Below are 15,366 nucleotides of genomic sequence, written 5' to 3' on the forward strand. Positions count from 1 at the left end.
AATTATAATTATTATATAATAAAATAATATTTGGGGGTGTTAATATGATACCTTATGTTAGAAGAAAAAAAATATTGAATGATCTTAATAAAAATGAGCTTATATATATTGAAGATTTAATAAATAAGTTTTCAGAAGTGTCAGAATCAACAATTAGAAGGGATTTAAAACAACTAGAAGAAGATGGATATCTAGATTATTTAAGTGGTGGGGCTGTAAAACTTAGAACTACCTCATATGATATGCCTTTGCAAAAAAAACAGGAACTTCATACTAAAGAGAAAAAAGCCATAGCTAGGTACGCAGCTTCTTTAGTACAGGAAGGAGAAGTCATATATATAGATTCAGGAACAACAACTCTGGAAATGATTGATTATCTAAAAGATAAAAAAATAAAAATTGTTACTTCAAATACAGTTTTTATTAATAATATTCATGAGTATAAGTTTGATTGTATACTTTTAGGTGGAGAGATTTCTTCAGATTTAGGATCTGTTGGAGGTCCTATAACTGAAAGACAACTACAGGAATTATATTTTGACAAAGCTTTTATTGGAGCAAGTGGTTATTCTCTTGAAAGTGGAATAAATACACCCGATACTAGAGAAGCCACGAAAAAAAGAATTGTAAAAGAACACTCAAAAAAGACGTATGTCCTTGTTGATGGTTCGAAAGCCTATAAACAAACTTTTTGTAAAGCTTTTGATATTGATGAATGTGTTATTATTACTAATGAAGAAAACAGTATTTTAAAAGAAAATGCTGAATATGTAATAGTTGAAGATTAAATTCAAATAATATTTCAGAAAATAAAAATTAATGACATATTAATTCTAAAGCCAGAGTTTATATTGCTTTGGCTTTTTTTGTTAAATAAAGAAAAAAATAAGCATAAAAATAAATACTAAATATAACTACTAAAATTCCATCCTAACAGGAATAAAAAATCTTGACTTTTCAACCTTAATAATGTAATCTAAATACATGTAGGGATAATCGAATCAGAAGTGTTGATACCTAAAAGATCAGATGCTTTTCAAATTTTAATACTGGAAATTTGACTTAAATAACTCTAAATATTTTCTAAAAAAGGTCTTTTTTATTGTCGTCAGGTCACTTGATTTATGAACACTAACAGTTCACAAAGGCTGTCAGATCAATGAATTATAATTTTTCTCAAAAAATCCTTGACGATAATAGAAGTAGCTGTTATAATATTTATTGTTGCTTAAGAAAAGTAACAGCGTGCGCCCGTAGCTCAACTGGATAGAGCGTCTGACTACGGATCAGAAGGCTAGGGGTTCGACTCCTCTCGGGTGCGCCATTTAAAACATTAAGCCGTAGAAGAGATTGAAAAACGGTTATAATAATATATTTTAATTTCATTTAAGAAGAGCAGCTGGTTTTATGCCGGCTGCTCTTTTTGCAATCTAAATTATTCATATTTAATTTCCACATCATTTTCCTTTAATTTTTTGATATCTTTCATATCCTGGTCTTTGTCCCCAAGTTCCAGATTGTTATATCTGAGATTTACATAGTCACCAGAATTTATCCCGTTGTTTTTGACTAGTGGTGAAATATTTTCGATTTTATTGCCGCTTAAATCCAGATAATTGAGATTAATTAGATTCGATATTGGACTTAAATCTTTAATTATATTATAATTCCAGCCACCATCTTTCCACTTTCTACCCAGATCTAAATATGTTAAAGAAGTTAGATTTTCTATCCCCTTTAAATTCTGAATTCCTTTTCCTGCAGCTTCCAATTTTTGAATATCATTAACCTCACTTTTATATAATGGTCCAGATGGTTTATTTAATGCTTTTCTTACCGCTAATTCTAAACTTGAGTCATTAAAATTTACTATTTCAGTTTTTTTCTTAAAAACAGCAGTAATTGTTTTATTGCTGTCCATGGTGATCTCAACTGTTTCTTTTTCGCTTTCAAAATCACCTGTCCATTTAACGAAAGTTGAGTTATTACCAGCTTCTGCTGCAAGTGCTACTTTCTTTTCCGGAAGATATTTTGTCTTTTCTGGGTTTATATTTACCCTTCCATTTCCCTCAGCATTTACATTTAAATTGAATTCATCTTTTTGAGCATTAAAAAAGTTCCAACTTGTGGCTACCAGAATAAAAATTATTAATAATAAGAGACCAAACTTTTGTGATCTAGTTCCTAACATTTTATCAACTCCAGAATAATATTTGATAATAATTAACAGTTTTTACGAATTTACTTTTTCAGGAATAGATCCAGTAGTATTCATATATGAAGATATTTCTTCTGGCATTTTTACCTCACTATATATTAAATAAAGATAAATTATCAAAACAGAAATACTCGAAAACAAACCCGAATAATTTCCCCAGGCTGGGTTTATTAAGCTTTCAACTGGAAATCCAAAAAAAGTTAGCAAGGTATATGCTAATAAGATAAAAACCAAATTTATTAAAACTCGCCTGTGTGATCCCCTGGGACCATTACCATTCTTTTCCGATAAGGACTTTATTTTAACACCTTTAATTTTCCCGATAAATTTTACATCCTTCAGCGATTTACTTGTATGAAGTAAATTGACTACTGCTCCATCATTTTTTTCTAAAAAATCGAATGATAAAATAACTTCATTTTCATTTTGCTGTTCAATCTCAAAATTAATTGAATTAGAGGTGGTGGTGACAATCTCTTTATCCAGAATCTTTCCTTTAGGAAAAACAACTCTCAATTTTTCTGTTTGAGAAATATCATTTTTATTAATTACTTCACCACCGTTATTCCAGAAGGCAACATTAGTTGAAAAAACATTTGACACAGGTTTATCTTTATAGTAAACTTCCAGTCCTCCAATTTTATTGTATAAGTCACCGATTAAATTGATACTCCGAATACAAAACATAGGTTTCTTTTCTTTCTTGGATCTTAAGAACAAATATATACTTACAACTGCTAAAATAAAACTCAATAAACCAAATAAAGCAGAAAACTCCTCGATAAGTGCCAGCATATTTTCACCTCAAAATTTAATTTGTACTGTATATTTATAATAAAGGTTTAAGATTAAATTGAGCTTAGATATTCATTATAATTCGATTATTTTAGCAGCGGCTAAAAATAAAATTCGAGTTAGTTTGGAGATTGTGCTGGTAAAATTATAATATAAAAATAAAATATTGCATAATAGTAAACTCTAATAATTAATGTGAAATCATACGCAACTAAAGGGGGAGAGCAGAATATGAAGTTTTTAAAAAGTTCAAAATACTGGGCTCTGGTTTTGGGGGTAATTATTGGACTGTTTTTCCTGACTGGGTGTTCTAATGATGCAACAGATACTCTGGCAACAGAAAAATATGATGTTAATTTTACTGTAGTTGATAAAATGAGTACTTATCCAGTTAGCGGTGCTGAAATAACTCTGGCTGGAGAGAAAGAAATCACAAATTTGGATGGTAAAGTTTCTTTTAAAAGGGAAGACGGTAGCTATGATTATAATGTTAAAGCAATAAGATATAATCAACTGCAGGGTAAAATTGTTGTTAATGGTGAAAATACATTTAAAGACCTTGAATTAGAAATTACAGCTTCTGGTGATGATGGAGATAGTATTCCAGCAGAAGATATAACTCCTCCTGTTTTTCAGAATTTATATGCAGTTGTAGGAGGCAGTGTTTATGGGGTTGTAGATCCAGAAATTAATATTAAAAAAATTACCGAAAGTGATCAGTGTGTAATTTTACATTTTAGTGAACCGGTTATTTTTGGAAGCTTTGACCGATTAGAGGATTTCGAGATACAAATTATTGCTGATGATTCGGAAAAATCGGTCAATATAAAAAGTTTTGCCGAAGTTTCTAATTATCCGGATTATTTAGTAATAGAAATTGAAGCAATCGAAAAAACTGGAGTTATTATTAAAGTAACTATTAGTAATAGTGGTCGTCAAAAAATATCTGATCTGGCAAATAATCTTTTAGAAGAGGTTCCAGAATTTCAAACTGTAAATATTTTATAAGTTAATTATAAAAATTTATATAAATTTTAACAAAAAATGAAAAAAGCTATTGACAACCTTTCTCAACAGGAATATAATGTAACCAGAAGAAAGAAGATTGTTAATTTTGTTTATTTAAACAATTTTGTTATAAAAAGTTTTAATTTCTAAATTTGTAGTGGAAAATTTAAAAGTAACAAAACAATAAAGGAAGCTATGACCATCTGTTTTTCGATATGGACACCTTATAACAGATGCGAGCCAATGGTGTAACCGACCCTTAGGGGCCGGTTTTTGCTTTTTATAGAGAAAAAATATTAAATTTTCATTGCTCAGTCTTTAAAGCAGTTAACTGCTTTAAAAACGCAAAAATTATATTTTGCGTTAGATAACAATTGTTTGTTGACTTATTTGTACACTTTAAGAAGGAGGTATATATTATGAAAAATGCTGGTAAAATAATTCTTATTGTGGTGGTAGCGATTTTATTTTTTGGTTCATCGGTACAGGCTCAACTAGATGCAAGTGAGGATGTTAATGTATATGCCGAAATATTAGATACAATTACAATTGATCCAGGTGATATGGGTGTTCAGGATATGGACTTTAGTTTTGGTACTTCTCCTACTGGAGGAAATGCAAGAATAATTTTAGGAACTGATGGAAGTCTAACAGTTGATGCTGATTCAGGTGCAAATATTTTCTGGAATGATACTGGAACACCAGCAGTTGTTCAGGTTGGTGGAACTCCTGATCGTGCCTATGTAGTAAGTATTGAAGATTTTGAAGTAACTCCCAGTCAGTCTACCAGCTCAGGTGATGTGTCCATTGCTCTGGCTGACAGTGTATCTGGAGATTCTTTAACTGTAGATCAATTCCTGGTAGAAGGAACAAATATAGTGGATAGTGCCTTTAGTCTCGACGGCGATGGTTTTGATGAACTTACTATTGGAGCTGTTCTGACAGTGACAGATGGTATTTCTGTTGGCAACTATACTGGTCAGTTTAGCTTAACAGTTGCTTATGAATAATAAAATTAAGCATAAAGGGGCCAGATTTGATTTCTGGTCCCAATTTTAACTTTAAATTTTTTCTTCCCAGCTGCAGAATAGAATTTTCTGCCAGCTAAAGCTAAAGGTATATTCGTTTTAGTGGAAGAGCTAAGGGGGGTTATACTTTGGATATTACAAAAGTAAGAATAAAAGCAATAAATTATTATGTTTTATCATTAATATTTTTGATTATCTTATTAAGTTTGACTCTAGAAGTGGAGGCAAATGTAACTGTCAATCCTACCCGTCTTATTTTAGAAAACGGACAAAGATCAGCAACGATTAAATTAATCAACCCTGACCAGGAAACAGCCACTTATAGAATTTCTTTGATTAACCTGGAGATGAAACAAACAGGTGATATAGAAGAACTTGCTATTGCCGATAATAGAGAAGAAAGAATTGAATCCCATTTTGCCAGAGATTTGATTCGTTATTCTCCCCGACAGGTTGTTCTTCCTCCGAGACAGGCTCAGGTTGTTAGAATCCAATTAATGATTCCACCCGACCTGAATTCTGGAGAATATAGAGCTCACATGCTGTTTCAGGAGATTCCGGATCAGGGTGAGCAGGGAAATGGAGATAACGCTGAAACAGGAATCAATATAGCCTTAAAAACGGTTTATGGGGTTTCTATTCCAATTATTATTCGTCATGGTGAAACCGGGGCTGAATTAGAAATTACAGATCTAGAGCTAAGTAACAACCTGGAGACAAAAATACCAGAACTTGCTCTGACTATTATAAGAACCGGTAATCAGTCTGAATATGGAGATATTGAAGTTAGCTATTTTGATGATAGTGGAGAAAAGAAATTAGTCGGTGCAATTAGAGGAACAGCTATTTATACTGATATTGAGAAAAGAAAGTATAAAATAAGCCTTAAAAATATCGACAGTTTAAATCTTGACAAAGGAGTTCTGGAGGTTATTTATAAAAAAATATCCGCAGAGGGAGGAGAAATTCTGGCCAGAAATGAATTAAAACTTTGATCTTGCTTTTAAAGTGAGGTGTTATCACAAATGAAAAAAATTGTAGTGGGTTTATTTTTAGTGTTTTTAATCTTTATTTTTGTTAGTCCTCTTAATGCTCAGGAAAAAACAGAGGGAAATTTAGTTCTTAAAGATGAAAATTTAATTCTGCTTGAGGTAGAGTTAAATAATTTGGGATTAAAAGACGAGTTTCTGACAGCTTATCGCTTTAACGAAACTGTTCTGCTTCCAATCGGACAGCTGCTGGCATTTTTGGAGCTGCCATTTAAAATAATTCCGGAGCAGGGATTGGTCGAAGGTTTTATCTGGGAAGAAGCCGAAAAATACAGTTTAAATCTTAATCAGGGAATTGCTATCTCTAATGGGCGCGAATTTTCCTTAAATAAATATAAAACAGAAGTGGACTGGGATGATATTTATCTGGAGACAGAATTAATATCAGAATGGCTTCCATTTAGTCTGGAACTTGATTTATTTAGGGCGACTTTGACTGTGGAAACAGAAAAGCCGCTTCCCATTCAGGAAAAGATAGACAGGCGCTATCGCTGGGACAGGCTCTCTAATCGGACGGGTAGAGCTGAGCGACCTATTTATCCAGCGGTTGAAAATCCATACAGTCTTTTTAATGGCCCTTTTGTTGATCACAGACTTTATTTTTCTGGTGATTCGACTCCCAGACATTATACAAATCTAGCTGGAGATATATTTTATCTAAATGGCAGACTTTTTATTTCGGGGCCCCTGGATGATCCACTGGAAGATGTTAGTGGGAGGCTGGGGCGTCGCTCACCGGATCCAGATCTCCTGGGACCATTAAACGCTCATGAGTTCTGGCTTGGAGACCTGAGTCAGTCAGCGGTTAGCGATATTTCTTCCTGGGAATCAGTGCAGGGGATTTCAGTTAGTAGTTATCCCTACAGCCGCTCCCGAGACTTTTATTCGCATAGTTTAGAGGGCGAATTACCTGAAAACTGGGAAGTTGAGCTTTATGATAATGGAAATTTAATTGATTATCAGACTTCAAATGAAGAGGAACGATATCGATTTGAAAACATTCCTATTAGTTATGGAATCAATGAATTTACTCTGGTTTTTTATGATGAATTTGGTCGTAAGTACGAAGAAGTTAAGAAAATAAGGGTTGATTCTACTTTGATTCCCCCCGGCGAAAATCGCTATCAGTTTGAAATAGGCAGTGATGATCAGGATCAGAATCGGATATCTGTTGAGTTTAGCCGGGGAATAAATCCGAATCTTTCTCTAGTTACAAATTATGTTCGACTACCCATATCTGATCAAACAGAAGATTTTCTTCGTCTGGGTTTAAGAACATCCTTAAGTCAGATTTATCTGGAAGCTAATTATTTGAATGCTCTTGATGGAGGTCAGGGAGCTGAGTTAGGATTTTCCACTGATCTTTCTGGCACCAGAATTAATTTAACCCATGCTGAATTTGATGACTATAGGAGTGAGACAGTTTCGAATCTTAATCGGAGAACCAGTCTTGATTTGAGAAGAAACTTTCCTTTCCTCTCAAATTCCAGCCTGGGTGTCCGCCTTGATCTGACCAGAGAAGAAAATTATAATGGAGATATTTTAACTGAAGTCTATAATTGACTTTCAACTTCCTATAAAAAATATTCTTTTATAAATAGGTTAAATCTGCAGCTGCAGGAAGATGAGACTGAAGGTAGTGGAGATTTTGCAGTTCGAACCAGGATGAGGGATTATCGTTTACAGGGAAATCTGGGTTATGATATTAATCCCTTTGACTTAGAAACAGTGTCAGCAGATCTCTCGGGTTATTTAAATGCAGATCATCGTTTTAATCTGGGTTTCACCAGAAATCTTGACCGGAGCGAAAATACCTATTCTGCAGGTATAGTACAGGATGTCGACTATTACTCCTGGGGTATAAATACCAGTTACCGGGATGATGGTGATTTTACAGTGGCCGTTAGTTTTTCAACCAGTTTTGGCCGCGATGATTTTAAAGAAGATCCTTATCATTTAGCACTTGGTCCTTCTGCTCGTGAGGGTGCTGTTCTGGTGACAAGTTATCTGGATACAGGTGAGGAGAAAAAACCTGTAGAGGCTGTTGCTTTTAAAATAAATGGTCGCACAGCTGATGTCAGAACTAATGAAAATGGAAAAGCATTTATTTATGGATTGAGACCTGATCTAAAAACTGATATTGCGATAGATCTTGAATCTTTAACCGATCCATTTCTGGTCAGTGACCCTGAGGGAGTTAGCTTTGTTCCCCGGGCCGGACAGACTTTTTATTTAGAACTACCAGTTATAATGACTGGAGAACTTGGTGGTTATGTTTATTTAGACAGAGGAGAAAGTACAAGCGGTATCAGAAATATTGAAGTTCAGCTTTTAGACAGTGAAAATAATGTTGTCAGAAGTACGCTAACAGCATATGACGGCTATTTTTATCTGGCTGAGCTGAGACCGGGTAACTATCTACTGAGGATTTCACCTGAAGCACTTGCTAGAAGAGAGTTAGTCGAGAATGAAGTTCAGGAGATAAGTATTCCTAAAAGTGGTGGATATCTTAATGATCTGCAGGTTATATTAAAAAGAAAGTAGTTAAAATAATTTCAGGAAAGGGACCGATTGGTTCTTTTCCTGAAACCCTCGAAAGTATAATTGTTTTAACTGACTAATGAAGGAAGGGGGAGTATGAGATGAGAAAAAGTAAAATGCTTGCTGTTGTATTAAGTATTAGCATTTTTTCAATAATAATATACTCTTTATTTGCATCTGCAACAGTTATGGAAAACGCTGGCTGTTTAAAAGTTAGCAAGAGCTGGGATGGGGATGATTTGCTGGCGCCTGAGTTGGTAATAGTCGATATTTATAATTCCTCTGATAATAAAGTTGTCGGTATACTTTATTTGAATGAGCAAAACAACTGGGCGGATACTTTTTGTAATTTAGCTCTGGGAGAGTATTATGTTAAAGAGCGGCCGGTTTCTGGTTTTGATACTTTTTATCCAGCCGGTAACAGGGTGCAGATTACTGATCTAAATGACAGCGAAAATCCGGTGGAGTTAGAAATAGTAAATGAATATGCTTATCCACCCAGAACTTTTAAACTTAGTATTTATGAGGTTACGATTGTAGATGATATCTATCGAGTAACTGTTACTGTCTGCGCCGATCAGGATGGTAGTATCGAACGGGATATTTACTTCAATGATCAAAAAAGCGAAGTTGATTATATAGATTCTAAACCAATAACTCTTTTGAATAAAGGAGAATGTCAGCAGATTACTTTTGAAATAAATGTTGGTGACTTAGATTTATCACAACCTTATTATGTAGGTTATACTCAGCCGAATCAGTGGATAGAAATTGGCGAGCCCCGACAGTTTATACCGGTATCAATTGCAAAATTGGAAGATCTTTATTTTGGTTCATTTACAGCAGCTGATGGCACAATAACAGTTGACCCCGCTGGTGTTTTAACAACGGGAAATGGTTATTCTGGCTATCATGATGGTAATCAGCAGTCTGCTGTTATTGAAGTGATCTGGCTTCCATATACTCAGTATAATATTAATTTTACTGATCAGACTATTATAAGCCATGATGCAAATAATAAGATGACTGTCAGCACTTTTGTAACTGACAATGATAGCAAAACCCTGGATGGAAATGGTTATGGTATTTTTAATATCGGAGCAACTCTGGATGTTAATGCTAATTTAGATCCTGGTTTATATAGTGGACAATTTTTTGTTACCGTTACTTTTGAGTAATGTTTCAGCTTGTAATAATTATTATAGAAAGGGTCTATGATAATTTGATTTGTAGACCCTTTATAATGAGAGTTTGTGGCTTCTTTATAATAAGAGGTAGAAAGATAGGATGGTTTTGTTTTTAAAGTCGGCTTTGAAGGAGCTTTTATCATCTTTAAAAGTTCTTGACAAAGAAGATTAATTTGTAGTAGAATTAAGTTAAAGTAAATAATCACCCTGGCAGAGAAGGGCTACTTTTTCCGAAAGGTTAGAGGCGCAAAGTTGGAACCTAAGGTTTAATAACTACGGTTGACTGACTACCTAAGTAGGGTTATATGTCTTCCTGCTGTCATTATGACTGCAGGTTTTATATTTTGTGCTCTCCTTGAAGGGGTAAACCTATTGTGAAGTAGGGACACAAAGCTAAGGGTCTGAGCAAATCAGACTGCCTGGCTGCAAAAGGAGGAAAAAATGTTAAAAAAAATTAGTTTAATTGTTCTTTTTCTAGTTTTAAGTTTAAGTCTACAGGTGGCGGCGGATAGTGCTAGAGTTGGAATGTCAGTGACTATTATCGAACCTACACAGAAATTAGAAACTAGAAGAGCAGTTAATTTTGAAAGTGAATTTGCTAATAAAAATATAGATGCAGATCAAAAGGTAATGAAAATCGAAGCTGCAGGCGAGACAGTTATCAGCTCTAATCTTCCCTGGGAAATATATGCTGAAACACCCGAGCTTAATGGGGTGGATGTCTATGTTAGAAATAATTTAAATAAAAATTGGGTAAAAGTTAGTCAAAGCCGACCAGTTTTAACAAATAGGACACTGGATAGGGCCAATTTAACCTGGGATGTTAAAGTAGTTGCAGCTGTGGATAAAGAAGTAAAACCATTTGCGGTTGATTTTAAAATCGACTGGCCCAAAAATTAATTATAATATCTGAGAGTAAAGTGCACTTTTTTGCAATATAGTAAATATAATAGATTTTTATAAAAGAAAAAGTACTTAACGTCTGCTTCTGCAGGCGTTTTCTTTTGCTTTTAAAGTTGAAAATAGAGCTGATTGAGGGAAGTGTCTATTAGCTGCTTGAAGTCAGATAAATTTTTCGGAGAAAATGCTTGCAAAAATTATGAGCAGCTGTTATAATAGTTGATGTTGCAAGTTGAAATATTGTATTTTTGCAGGAGTTATTCTATGGAAGATGATATAAAATATATGAAGATGGCCCTGGCAGAAGCCAGGAAGGCTTATCAAAGAGCTGAAGTTCCAATCGGTGCAGTTGTTGTCTGTGATGATCAGGTTGTTGGCCGTGGGTTTAATCTCCGGGAGCAAACTCAGGACCCAACTTCTCACGCTGAAATGATTGCTCTGAGAGAAGCTGCCGCAAATGAGGCTAGCTGGCGCCTGGAAGATTGCCAGCTTTATGTGACTCTTGAGCCCTGTCCCATGTGTGCAGGAGCAATTTTGCAGTCTCGGATTAAGCGCCTTGTTTACGGAGCCAGCGATCCCAAAGCCGGAGCTGTCAAAAGTCTCTATCAGCTTTTAAATGATGAACGCTTTAATCATCAGGTGGAAGTTGAAGCAGGAGTAATGGAAGCAGAATCAGCTCAGCTTTTAAAAGATTTTTTCCGTGATTTAAGAAAACGGAAGGATGGGTGAGTCTGGCTGAAACCGCTCGACTCGAAATCGAGTAGACAGTTTTGCTGTCTCGGGGGTTCAAATCCCTCTCCTTCCGCCATTAGATTTTATCGTCCATAGATTGTATATAAATTTTCAAAGTAGAGACTTAGAATTGGAGTAATTGAGTTAGTTAACTAACTTCTGACGGCCTCGATGGCCAAATACTGAAACTAACCTTGCGTAATATTAAAGAAAGTTTCAGTGCAATTACCAACCTCCAATCTCTAACCTCCAAAACGGAGAGGTGTCCGAGTCTGGCTTAAGGGGCCCGCCTGGAAAGCGGGTGTAGGCTCAAACCTACCGAGGGTTCGAATCCCTCCCTCTCCGCCATTAAAATTTTATAATTTTTGCTTAAGATTTGGCCGCACTAAATGGGGTGGTAGCGGTGCCCTGTAACCTGCAAACCGCTAGAGCAGGATTGACGCCGTGGCTGAGGATTTTTTCTTTCAGGGTCTGGCCCTGATAAGTAGTGTTGACAATTGGGTCTCGCGCAATGAAGTCTTGTGAACCCCGTCAGGTCCGGGAGGAAGCAGCGGTAAGCAAGTCGCTTCATGTGCCGCGAGGGTGCCTGGTTCGAGCCAACTGTCAGGGTAACGCCTGGGAGAAAATCTTCGAAGCTCGGTGTGCGGCCACTTTTTTAAAACACCCGGAATAGGGTGTTTTTGTTATATAATACTATTTTTGAGGTGAAAAAAATGTCCTTTCTCTCTCTTTATCGAAAATACAGGCCAGAAAATTTCAATGATCTGATCGGTCAGGATCAGGTCAAAATAACGTTGAAAAATGCTTTAAAAAATGACAGAGTAGCACACGCTTATCTTTTTGCTGGTCCCAGAGGAACGGGAAAAACTTCAACAGCGAAAGTTTTTGCCAAGTCACTAAACTGTGCTAATCCTTCAGCTGAGTTCGAACCCTGTGGAGAGTGTAATTCCTGTCAGAGAATTGAAAAAGGCAATTCGCTTGATGTAATTGAAATCGATGCGGCTTCTAATCGTGGTATTGATGAGATAAGAGAGTTGAGAGAAAAGGTCAAATTTTACCCGGGTGAGGGACAGTATAAAGTTTATATCATTGATGAGGTGCATATGCTGACCAAAGGAGCCTTTAATGCCCTTTTAAAAACTCTCGAAGAGCCACCTGAGAGTGTAGTTTTTATTCTGGCAACAACAGAGCCCCACGAAGTTATTACAACTATTATGTCCCGCTGTCAGCGTTTTGATTTTACTTTATTAACCTTATCTGATTTAAAAAAACGTCTGCAATATATTGCAGAGGCGGAAGGTTATGAAATAGACAGAGAAGCTCTGGATATTTTAGCTCGAAGTGCCCGGGGTGGAATGAGAGATGCAATTAGTCTTCTGGATCAGGCCATTTCTTTTAGTGATGGTCGGTTAAGTGCTGATGAGATTTCCAGGATGCTGGGCAGAATTGATAAATCGGATTTAAAAGAATTTTTACTTTATTTAAGCAGGGAGCAGAGTCAGCAGGCTCTCCAATTATTGAATAAACAGCTGGATTCAGGTCTTGGAATCGAGCGGTTCAGTGAAGAATTAATAGAATACTGCCGCGAACTACTTCTGATTAAAGAATGTGGGATTGATTCCGGAATTTTAGAGTATTCTCGTAGCTATTTAGAAGAAATCGCTTCTGTTGCTGCTAATTTGAGTACCAAAAAGATAACTCGAATTATAGATGAGTTTGCTTCTTTAAAGCAAAAGCTGCGCTCAAGTGCCAGACCCCGTTTACAATTGGAGATAAGTGTTATAAAATTAAGTAGTAGGGGAAGCAGTGGCAGCTCACTGGAGGCCCGTCTTTCTGAACTGGAGTTTAAATTAGATAATTTCTTAACCGGGAATGATAGTTCTGATTTTAAGCAGAAAATTAAGACTAAAAAATCTGCTGCCCAAATGGAAACAGTTAATCAGCCTGAGTCAATAAATAAAGCTGAGCAAAAAACAGCTGAGGAGCAAAAAGAAAGCGAAAATCTGGAACAAAAAAATGAACAAAAAAATGAACAAAAAAGTGAGCAGAAAAATGAACAGAAACCGACTGTAGCAGGAAGTCAGAACGATGATAAAATTGCTCAGGAGGAAACAACAGCCCAAAAAGAAGTTTCAGACGAAACGGTCAGCCAGTCTGATAATTCTGGTGGTGCGGTTAGCTTACAGAAGGTTAAGGAAAACTGGGCCCGGGTTTTAAAAGAAATTCGTCAGCTAGATGTATCAGTTCAGGCACTTTTGAGAGAGGGTGCTCCTACAGCAGTGGAAGGAAAGACAATTATTATAGCTTTTCCTGAATCAAAGAAATTTCATTATAAAGGGGCTTCTTCCAATCAGGCAATGGTAGCCAGAGTTTTGAGGAATACATTAAATGAAGCTGTTGAAATAGAATTCCAGCTTGGTGCTAAAAAAAAAATAACTGACCAACCAATTGATCAACCAGCAGTCTCCAGTCAAGTTGAGAGTGATGAAGTTGATCTGGTAGAAGATTTTAATTCTGAGAAGGATGAACCTGCTTCGCAATCAACAGATTTGAGCGATCAGGCGGGGGAATTGGATATAGAGAGTTTAGCCAGAATTTTTTCTGGTGAGATTATTGAAGTGGACCAATCAATTTTAGAAAATAGAGGAGGAAATTAATAATGAATATGCAAAAAATGATGAAACAGGCACAGAAAATGCAGGCTAAGATGGCTAAGATGCAGGAAGAATTGGAAGAAAAGACACTTGAGGCAACTGCTGGTGGTGGAGCTGTTAAGGTAGTAGTTAATGGTAAACAGGAAGTTGTTGACCTGCAGATTGATCCTGAAGTAGTTGATCCTGACGATGTAGAAATGCTGGAAGATCTGGTGCTGGCAGCAGTTAATCAGGGTATGCGCGAAGTTCAGGAAATGGTAAATGACGAAATGGGTAAAGTGACTGGTGGTATGAATCTACCAGGGATGCCCTAATGAATCCATATCCTAAACCTATGGGGAAATTGATCGGCGAGCTCAGTAAACTGCCCGGTATTGGGCCTAAAACTGCTCGCCGTCTTTCTTTTTATATACTGGGTCAGCCTAAAAGTGATGTTAAAAACCTTTCGGATGCTCTGATTGAGGCTCGCGAAAAAATTAATTACTGTTCAAACTGTAATCATCTGACTGAAGGTGAAACATGTACTTTTTGTCAGTCTGACGATCGGGACAGGACTTCGATCTGTGTGGTAGAAAGTCCCCGTGATGTGGTGGCTATGGAGAAGACTGGTGAGTACAATGGACTTTATCATGTGCTGCACGGAGCTATCTCACCGATGGATGGAATTGGACCTGATGAGATAAAAATTAGGAATTTGATTCCCCGGCTGGAAAAAGATGAGGTTAAAGAGATTATTGTGGCGACTGATCCCAATGCTGAGGGGGATGCTACTGCAATGTATCTGGCTAAACTTATTAAACCACTGGGAGTTAAGGTGACCAGAATAGCTCATGGAATCCCTGTGGGGGGAGATTTAGAATATGCAGATGAGGTAACTCTTTCTAAGGCTCTGGAGGGAAGAAGAGAGTTATAACCATTTTCGTTTATGTTCATTTATGAGCGTTAATGTACACGTACCGTGCACCTGTCGGATTTTGTCGCTGGTTGCACCAAAGAGACTAAATAAGCTCGAGAAGTCCCTTTCTGAGGGGCTTTTTTCTATATTAGCAGTAAAAATTTAAGCAGATATTTCGACATAAATCGGGTGGTTCACGGTGCGTGTACGTTTTATGCCCTTGACATTAACCCCAGGCTTTGTTAAAATACTTAAAATATTAGATTACAAAAAAACTAAATTATTATCCATTTATCTCAATTATTACATATTTATAAGTTCTTTTAGCAGTTTTCTGTATTTTTAAATATTAATTTTTA

At 36.1% G+C, this 15,366-nt stretch carries 14 protein-coding genes, 3 tRNA genes, 1 other RNA gene and 2 riboswitches; of the genes, 16 read left to right on the forward strand and 2 right to left on the reverse strand.

The genetic code is table 11. The features are described from left to right. Nucleotides 1–44 precede the first annotated feature (44 nt). Together BW929_RS04110 and BW929_RS04115 are read left to right on the forward strand one after the other, a co-directional pair. Entirely contained in the window at nucleotides 45–788 is a 744-nt protein-coding gene (locus tag BW929_RS04110; RefSeq protein WP_076544120.1) for a DeoR/GlpR family DNA-binding transcription regulator, read from the forward strand. Between the two features lie 459 nt (nucleotides 789–1,247). Beyond that, nucleotides 1,248–1,324 (forward strand) — tRNA-Arg (locus BW929_RS04115). A gap of 111 nt (nucleotides 1,325–1,435) precedes the next feature. Here the strand turns inward: BW929_RS04115 and BW929_RS04120 are convergent. Both BW929_RS04120 and BW929_RS04125 read right to left on the reverse strand, forming a co-directional pair. Then, nucleotides 1,436–2,191: an InlB B-repeat-containing protein gene (locus BW929_RS04120; RefSeq protein ID WP_076544121.1), complete on the reverse strand. Its 756-nt coding sequence runs from the start codon at nucleotides 2,189–2,191 to the stop codon at nucleotides 1,436–1,438. Between the two features lie 42 nt (nucleotides 2,192–2,233). After that, a complete protein-coding gene (locus BW929_RS04125) occupies nucleotides 2,234–3,013 on the reverse strand; it encodes a hypothetical protein (protein WP_076544122.1) in 780 nt (259 codons plus the stop codon). Between the two features lie 231 nt (nucleotides 3,014–3,244). On the opposite strand from BW929_RS04125, the gene BW929_RS04130 reads away from it, so the two are divergent. The 14 genes from BW929_RS04130 (at nucleotide 3,245) to recR (ending at nucleotide 15,025) form a co-directional block, all read left to right on the forward strand. Further along, nucleotides 3,245–4,021, forward strand: a complete 777-nt coding sequence (locus BW929_RS04130; protein WP_076544123.1) for a hypothetical protein — start codon at nucleotides 3,245–3,247, stop codon at nucleotides 4,019–4,021. Between the two features lie 179 nt (nucleotides 4,022–4,200). Then, nucleotides 4,201–4,288, forward strand: a riboswitch (cyclic di-GMP riboswitch). Nucleotides 4,289–4,440: 152 nt separating this feature from the next. After that, nucleotides 4,441–5,031, forward strand: a complete 591-nt coding sequence (locus tag BW929_RS04135; protein ID WP_076544124.1) for a DUF4402 domain-containing protein — start codon at nucleotides 4,441–4,443, stop codon at nucleotides 5,029–5,031. A gap of 146 nt (nucleotides 5,032–5,177) precedes the next feature. Continuing rightward, on the forward strand, nucleotides 5,178–6,044 hold the full coding sequence (locus BW929_RS04140; protein ID WP_076544125.1) for a fimbrial biogenesis chaperone: 867 nt from the start codon (nucleotides 5,178–5,180) through the stop codon (nucleotides 6,042–6,044). Between the two features lie 30 nt (nucleotides 6,045–6,074). Continuing rightward, nucleotides 6,075–7,661, forward strand: coding sequence for a hypothetical protein (locus tag BW929_RS04145; protein ID WP_076544126.1), 1,587 nt, complete (start codon nucleotides 6,075–6,077; stop codon nucleotides 7,659–7,661). 102 nt (nucleotides 7,662–7,763) lie between these two features. Further along, nucleotides 7,764–8,642: a carboxypeptidase-like regulatory domain-containing protein gene (locus BW929_RS04150; RefSeq protein WP_076544127.1), complete on the forward strand. Its 879-nt coding sequence runs from the start codon at nucleotides 7,764–7,766 to the stop codon at nucleotides 8,640–8,642. Nucleotides 8,643–8,740: 98 nt separating this feature from the next. Then, nucleotides 8,741–9,817 (forward strand): DUF4402 domain-containing protein, encoded by a 1,077-nt coding sequence (locus BW929_RS04155; RefSeq protein ID WP_076544128.1) that lies wholly within the window; start codon nucleotides 8,741–8,743, stop codon nucleotides 9,815–9,817. Nucleotides 9,818–10,178: 361 nt separating this feature from the next. Further along, a riboswitch (cyclic di-GMP riboswitch) is annotated at nucleotides 10,179–10,257 on the forward strand. A 10-nt stretch (nucleotides 10,258–10,267) separates the two neighbouring features. Beyond that, nucleotides 10,268–10,726: a hypothetical protein gene (locus BW929_RS04160; RefSeq protein WP_076544129.1), complete on the forward strand. Its 459-nt coding sequence runs from the start codon at nucleotides 10,268–10,270 to the stop codon at nucleotides 10,724–10,726. A 264-nt stretch (nucleotides 10,727–10,990) separates the two neighbouring features. Further along, a complete protein-coding gene (gene tadA, locus BW929_RS04165) occupies nucleotides 10,991–11,455 on the forward strand; it encodes a tRNA adenosine(34) deaminase TadA (RefSeq protein ID WP_076544130.1) in 465 nt (154 codons plus the stop codon). Then, a tRNA-Ser gene (locus BW929_RS04170) sits at nucleotides 11,442–11,534 on the forward strand. Before tadA ends, BW929_RS04170 begins: the two co-directional genes overlap by 14 nt. A 180-nt stretch (nucleotides 11,535–11,714) precedes the next feature. Then, nucleotides 11,715–11,806, forward strand: a tRNA-Ser gene (locus tag BW929_RS04175). 32 nt (nucleotides 11,807–11,838) lie between these two features. Continuing rightward, nucleotides 11,839–12,105: signal recognition particle sRNA large type (gene ffs / locus BW929_RS04180), an RNA gene on the forward strand. Nucleotides 12,106–12,171: 66 nt separating this feature from the next. Then, nucleotides 12,172–14,115 (forward strand): DNA polymerase III subunit gamma/tau, encoded by a 1,944-nt coding sequence (gene dnaX / locus BW929_RS04185; RefSeq protein WP_076544131.1) that lies wholly within the window; start codon nucleotides 12,172–12,174, stop codon nucleotides 14,113–14,115. A 2-nt stretch (nucleotides 14,116–14,117) separates the two neighbouring features. After that, entirely contained in the window at nucleotides 14,118–14,426 is a 309-nt protein-coding gene (locus BW929_RS04190) for a YbaB/EbfC family nucleoid-associated protein (protein ID WP_076544132.1), read from the forward strand. Further along, a complete protein-coding gene (recR, locus tag BW929_RS04195) occupies nucleotides 14,426–15,025 on the forward strand; it encodes a recombination mediator RecR (RefSeq protein ID WP_076544133.1) in 600 nt (199 codons plus the stop codon). Before BW929_RS04190 ends, recR begins: the two co-directional genes overlap by 1 nt. Nucleotides 15,026–15,366 lie beyond the last annotated feature (341 nt).

Origin of the sequence: Halanaerobium kushneri, assembly GCF_900156285.1 — a bacterium.
GTDB classification, from domain to species: domain Bacteria; phylum Bacillota; class Halanaerobiia; order Halanaerobiales; family Halanaerobiaceae; genus Halanaerobium; species Halanaerobium kushneri.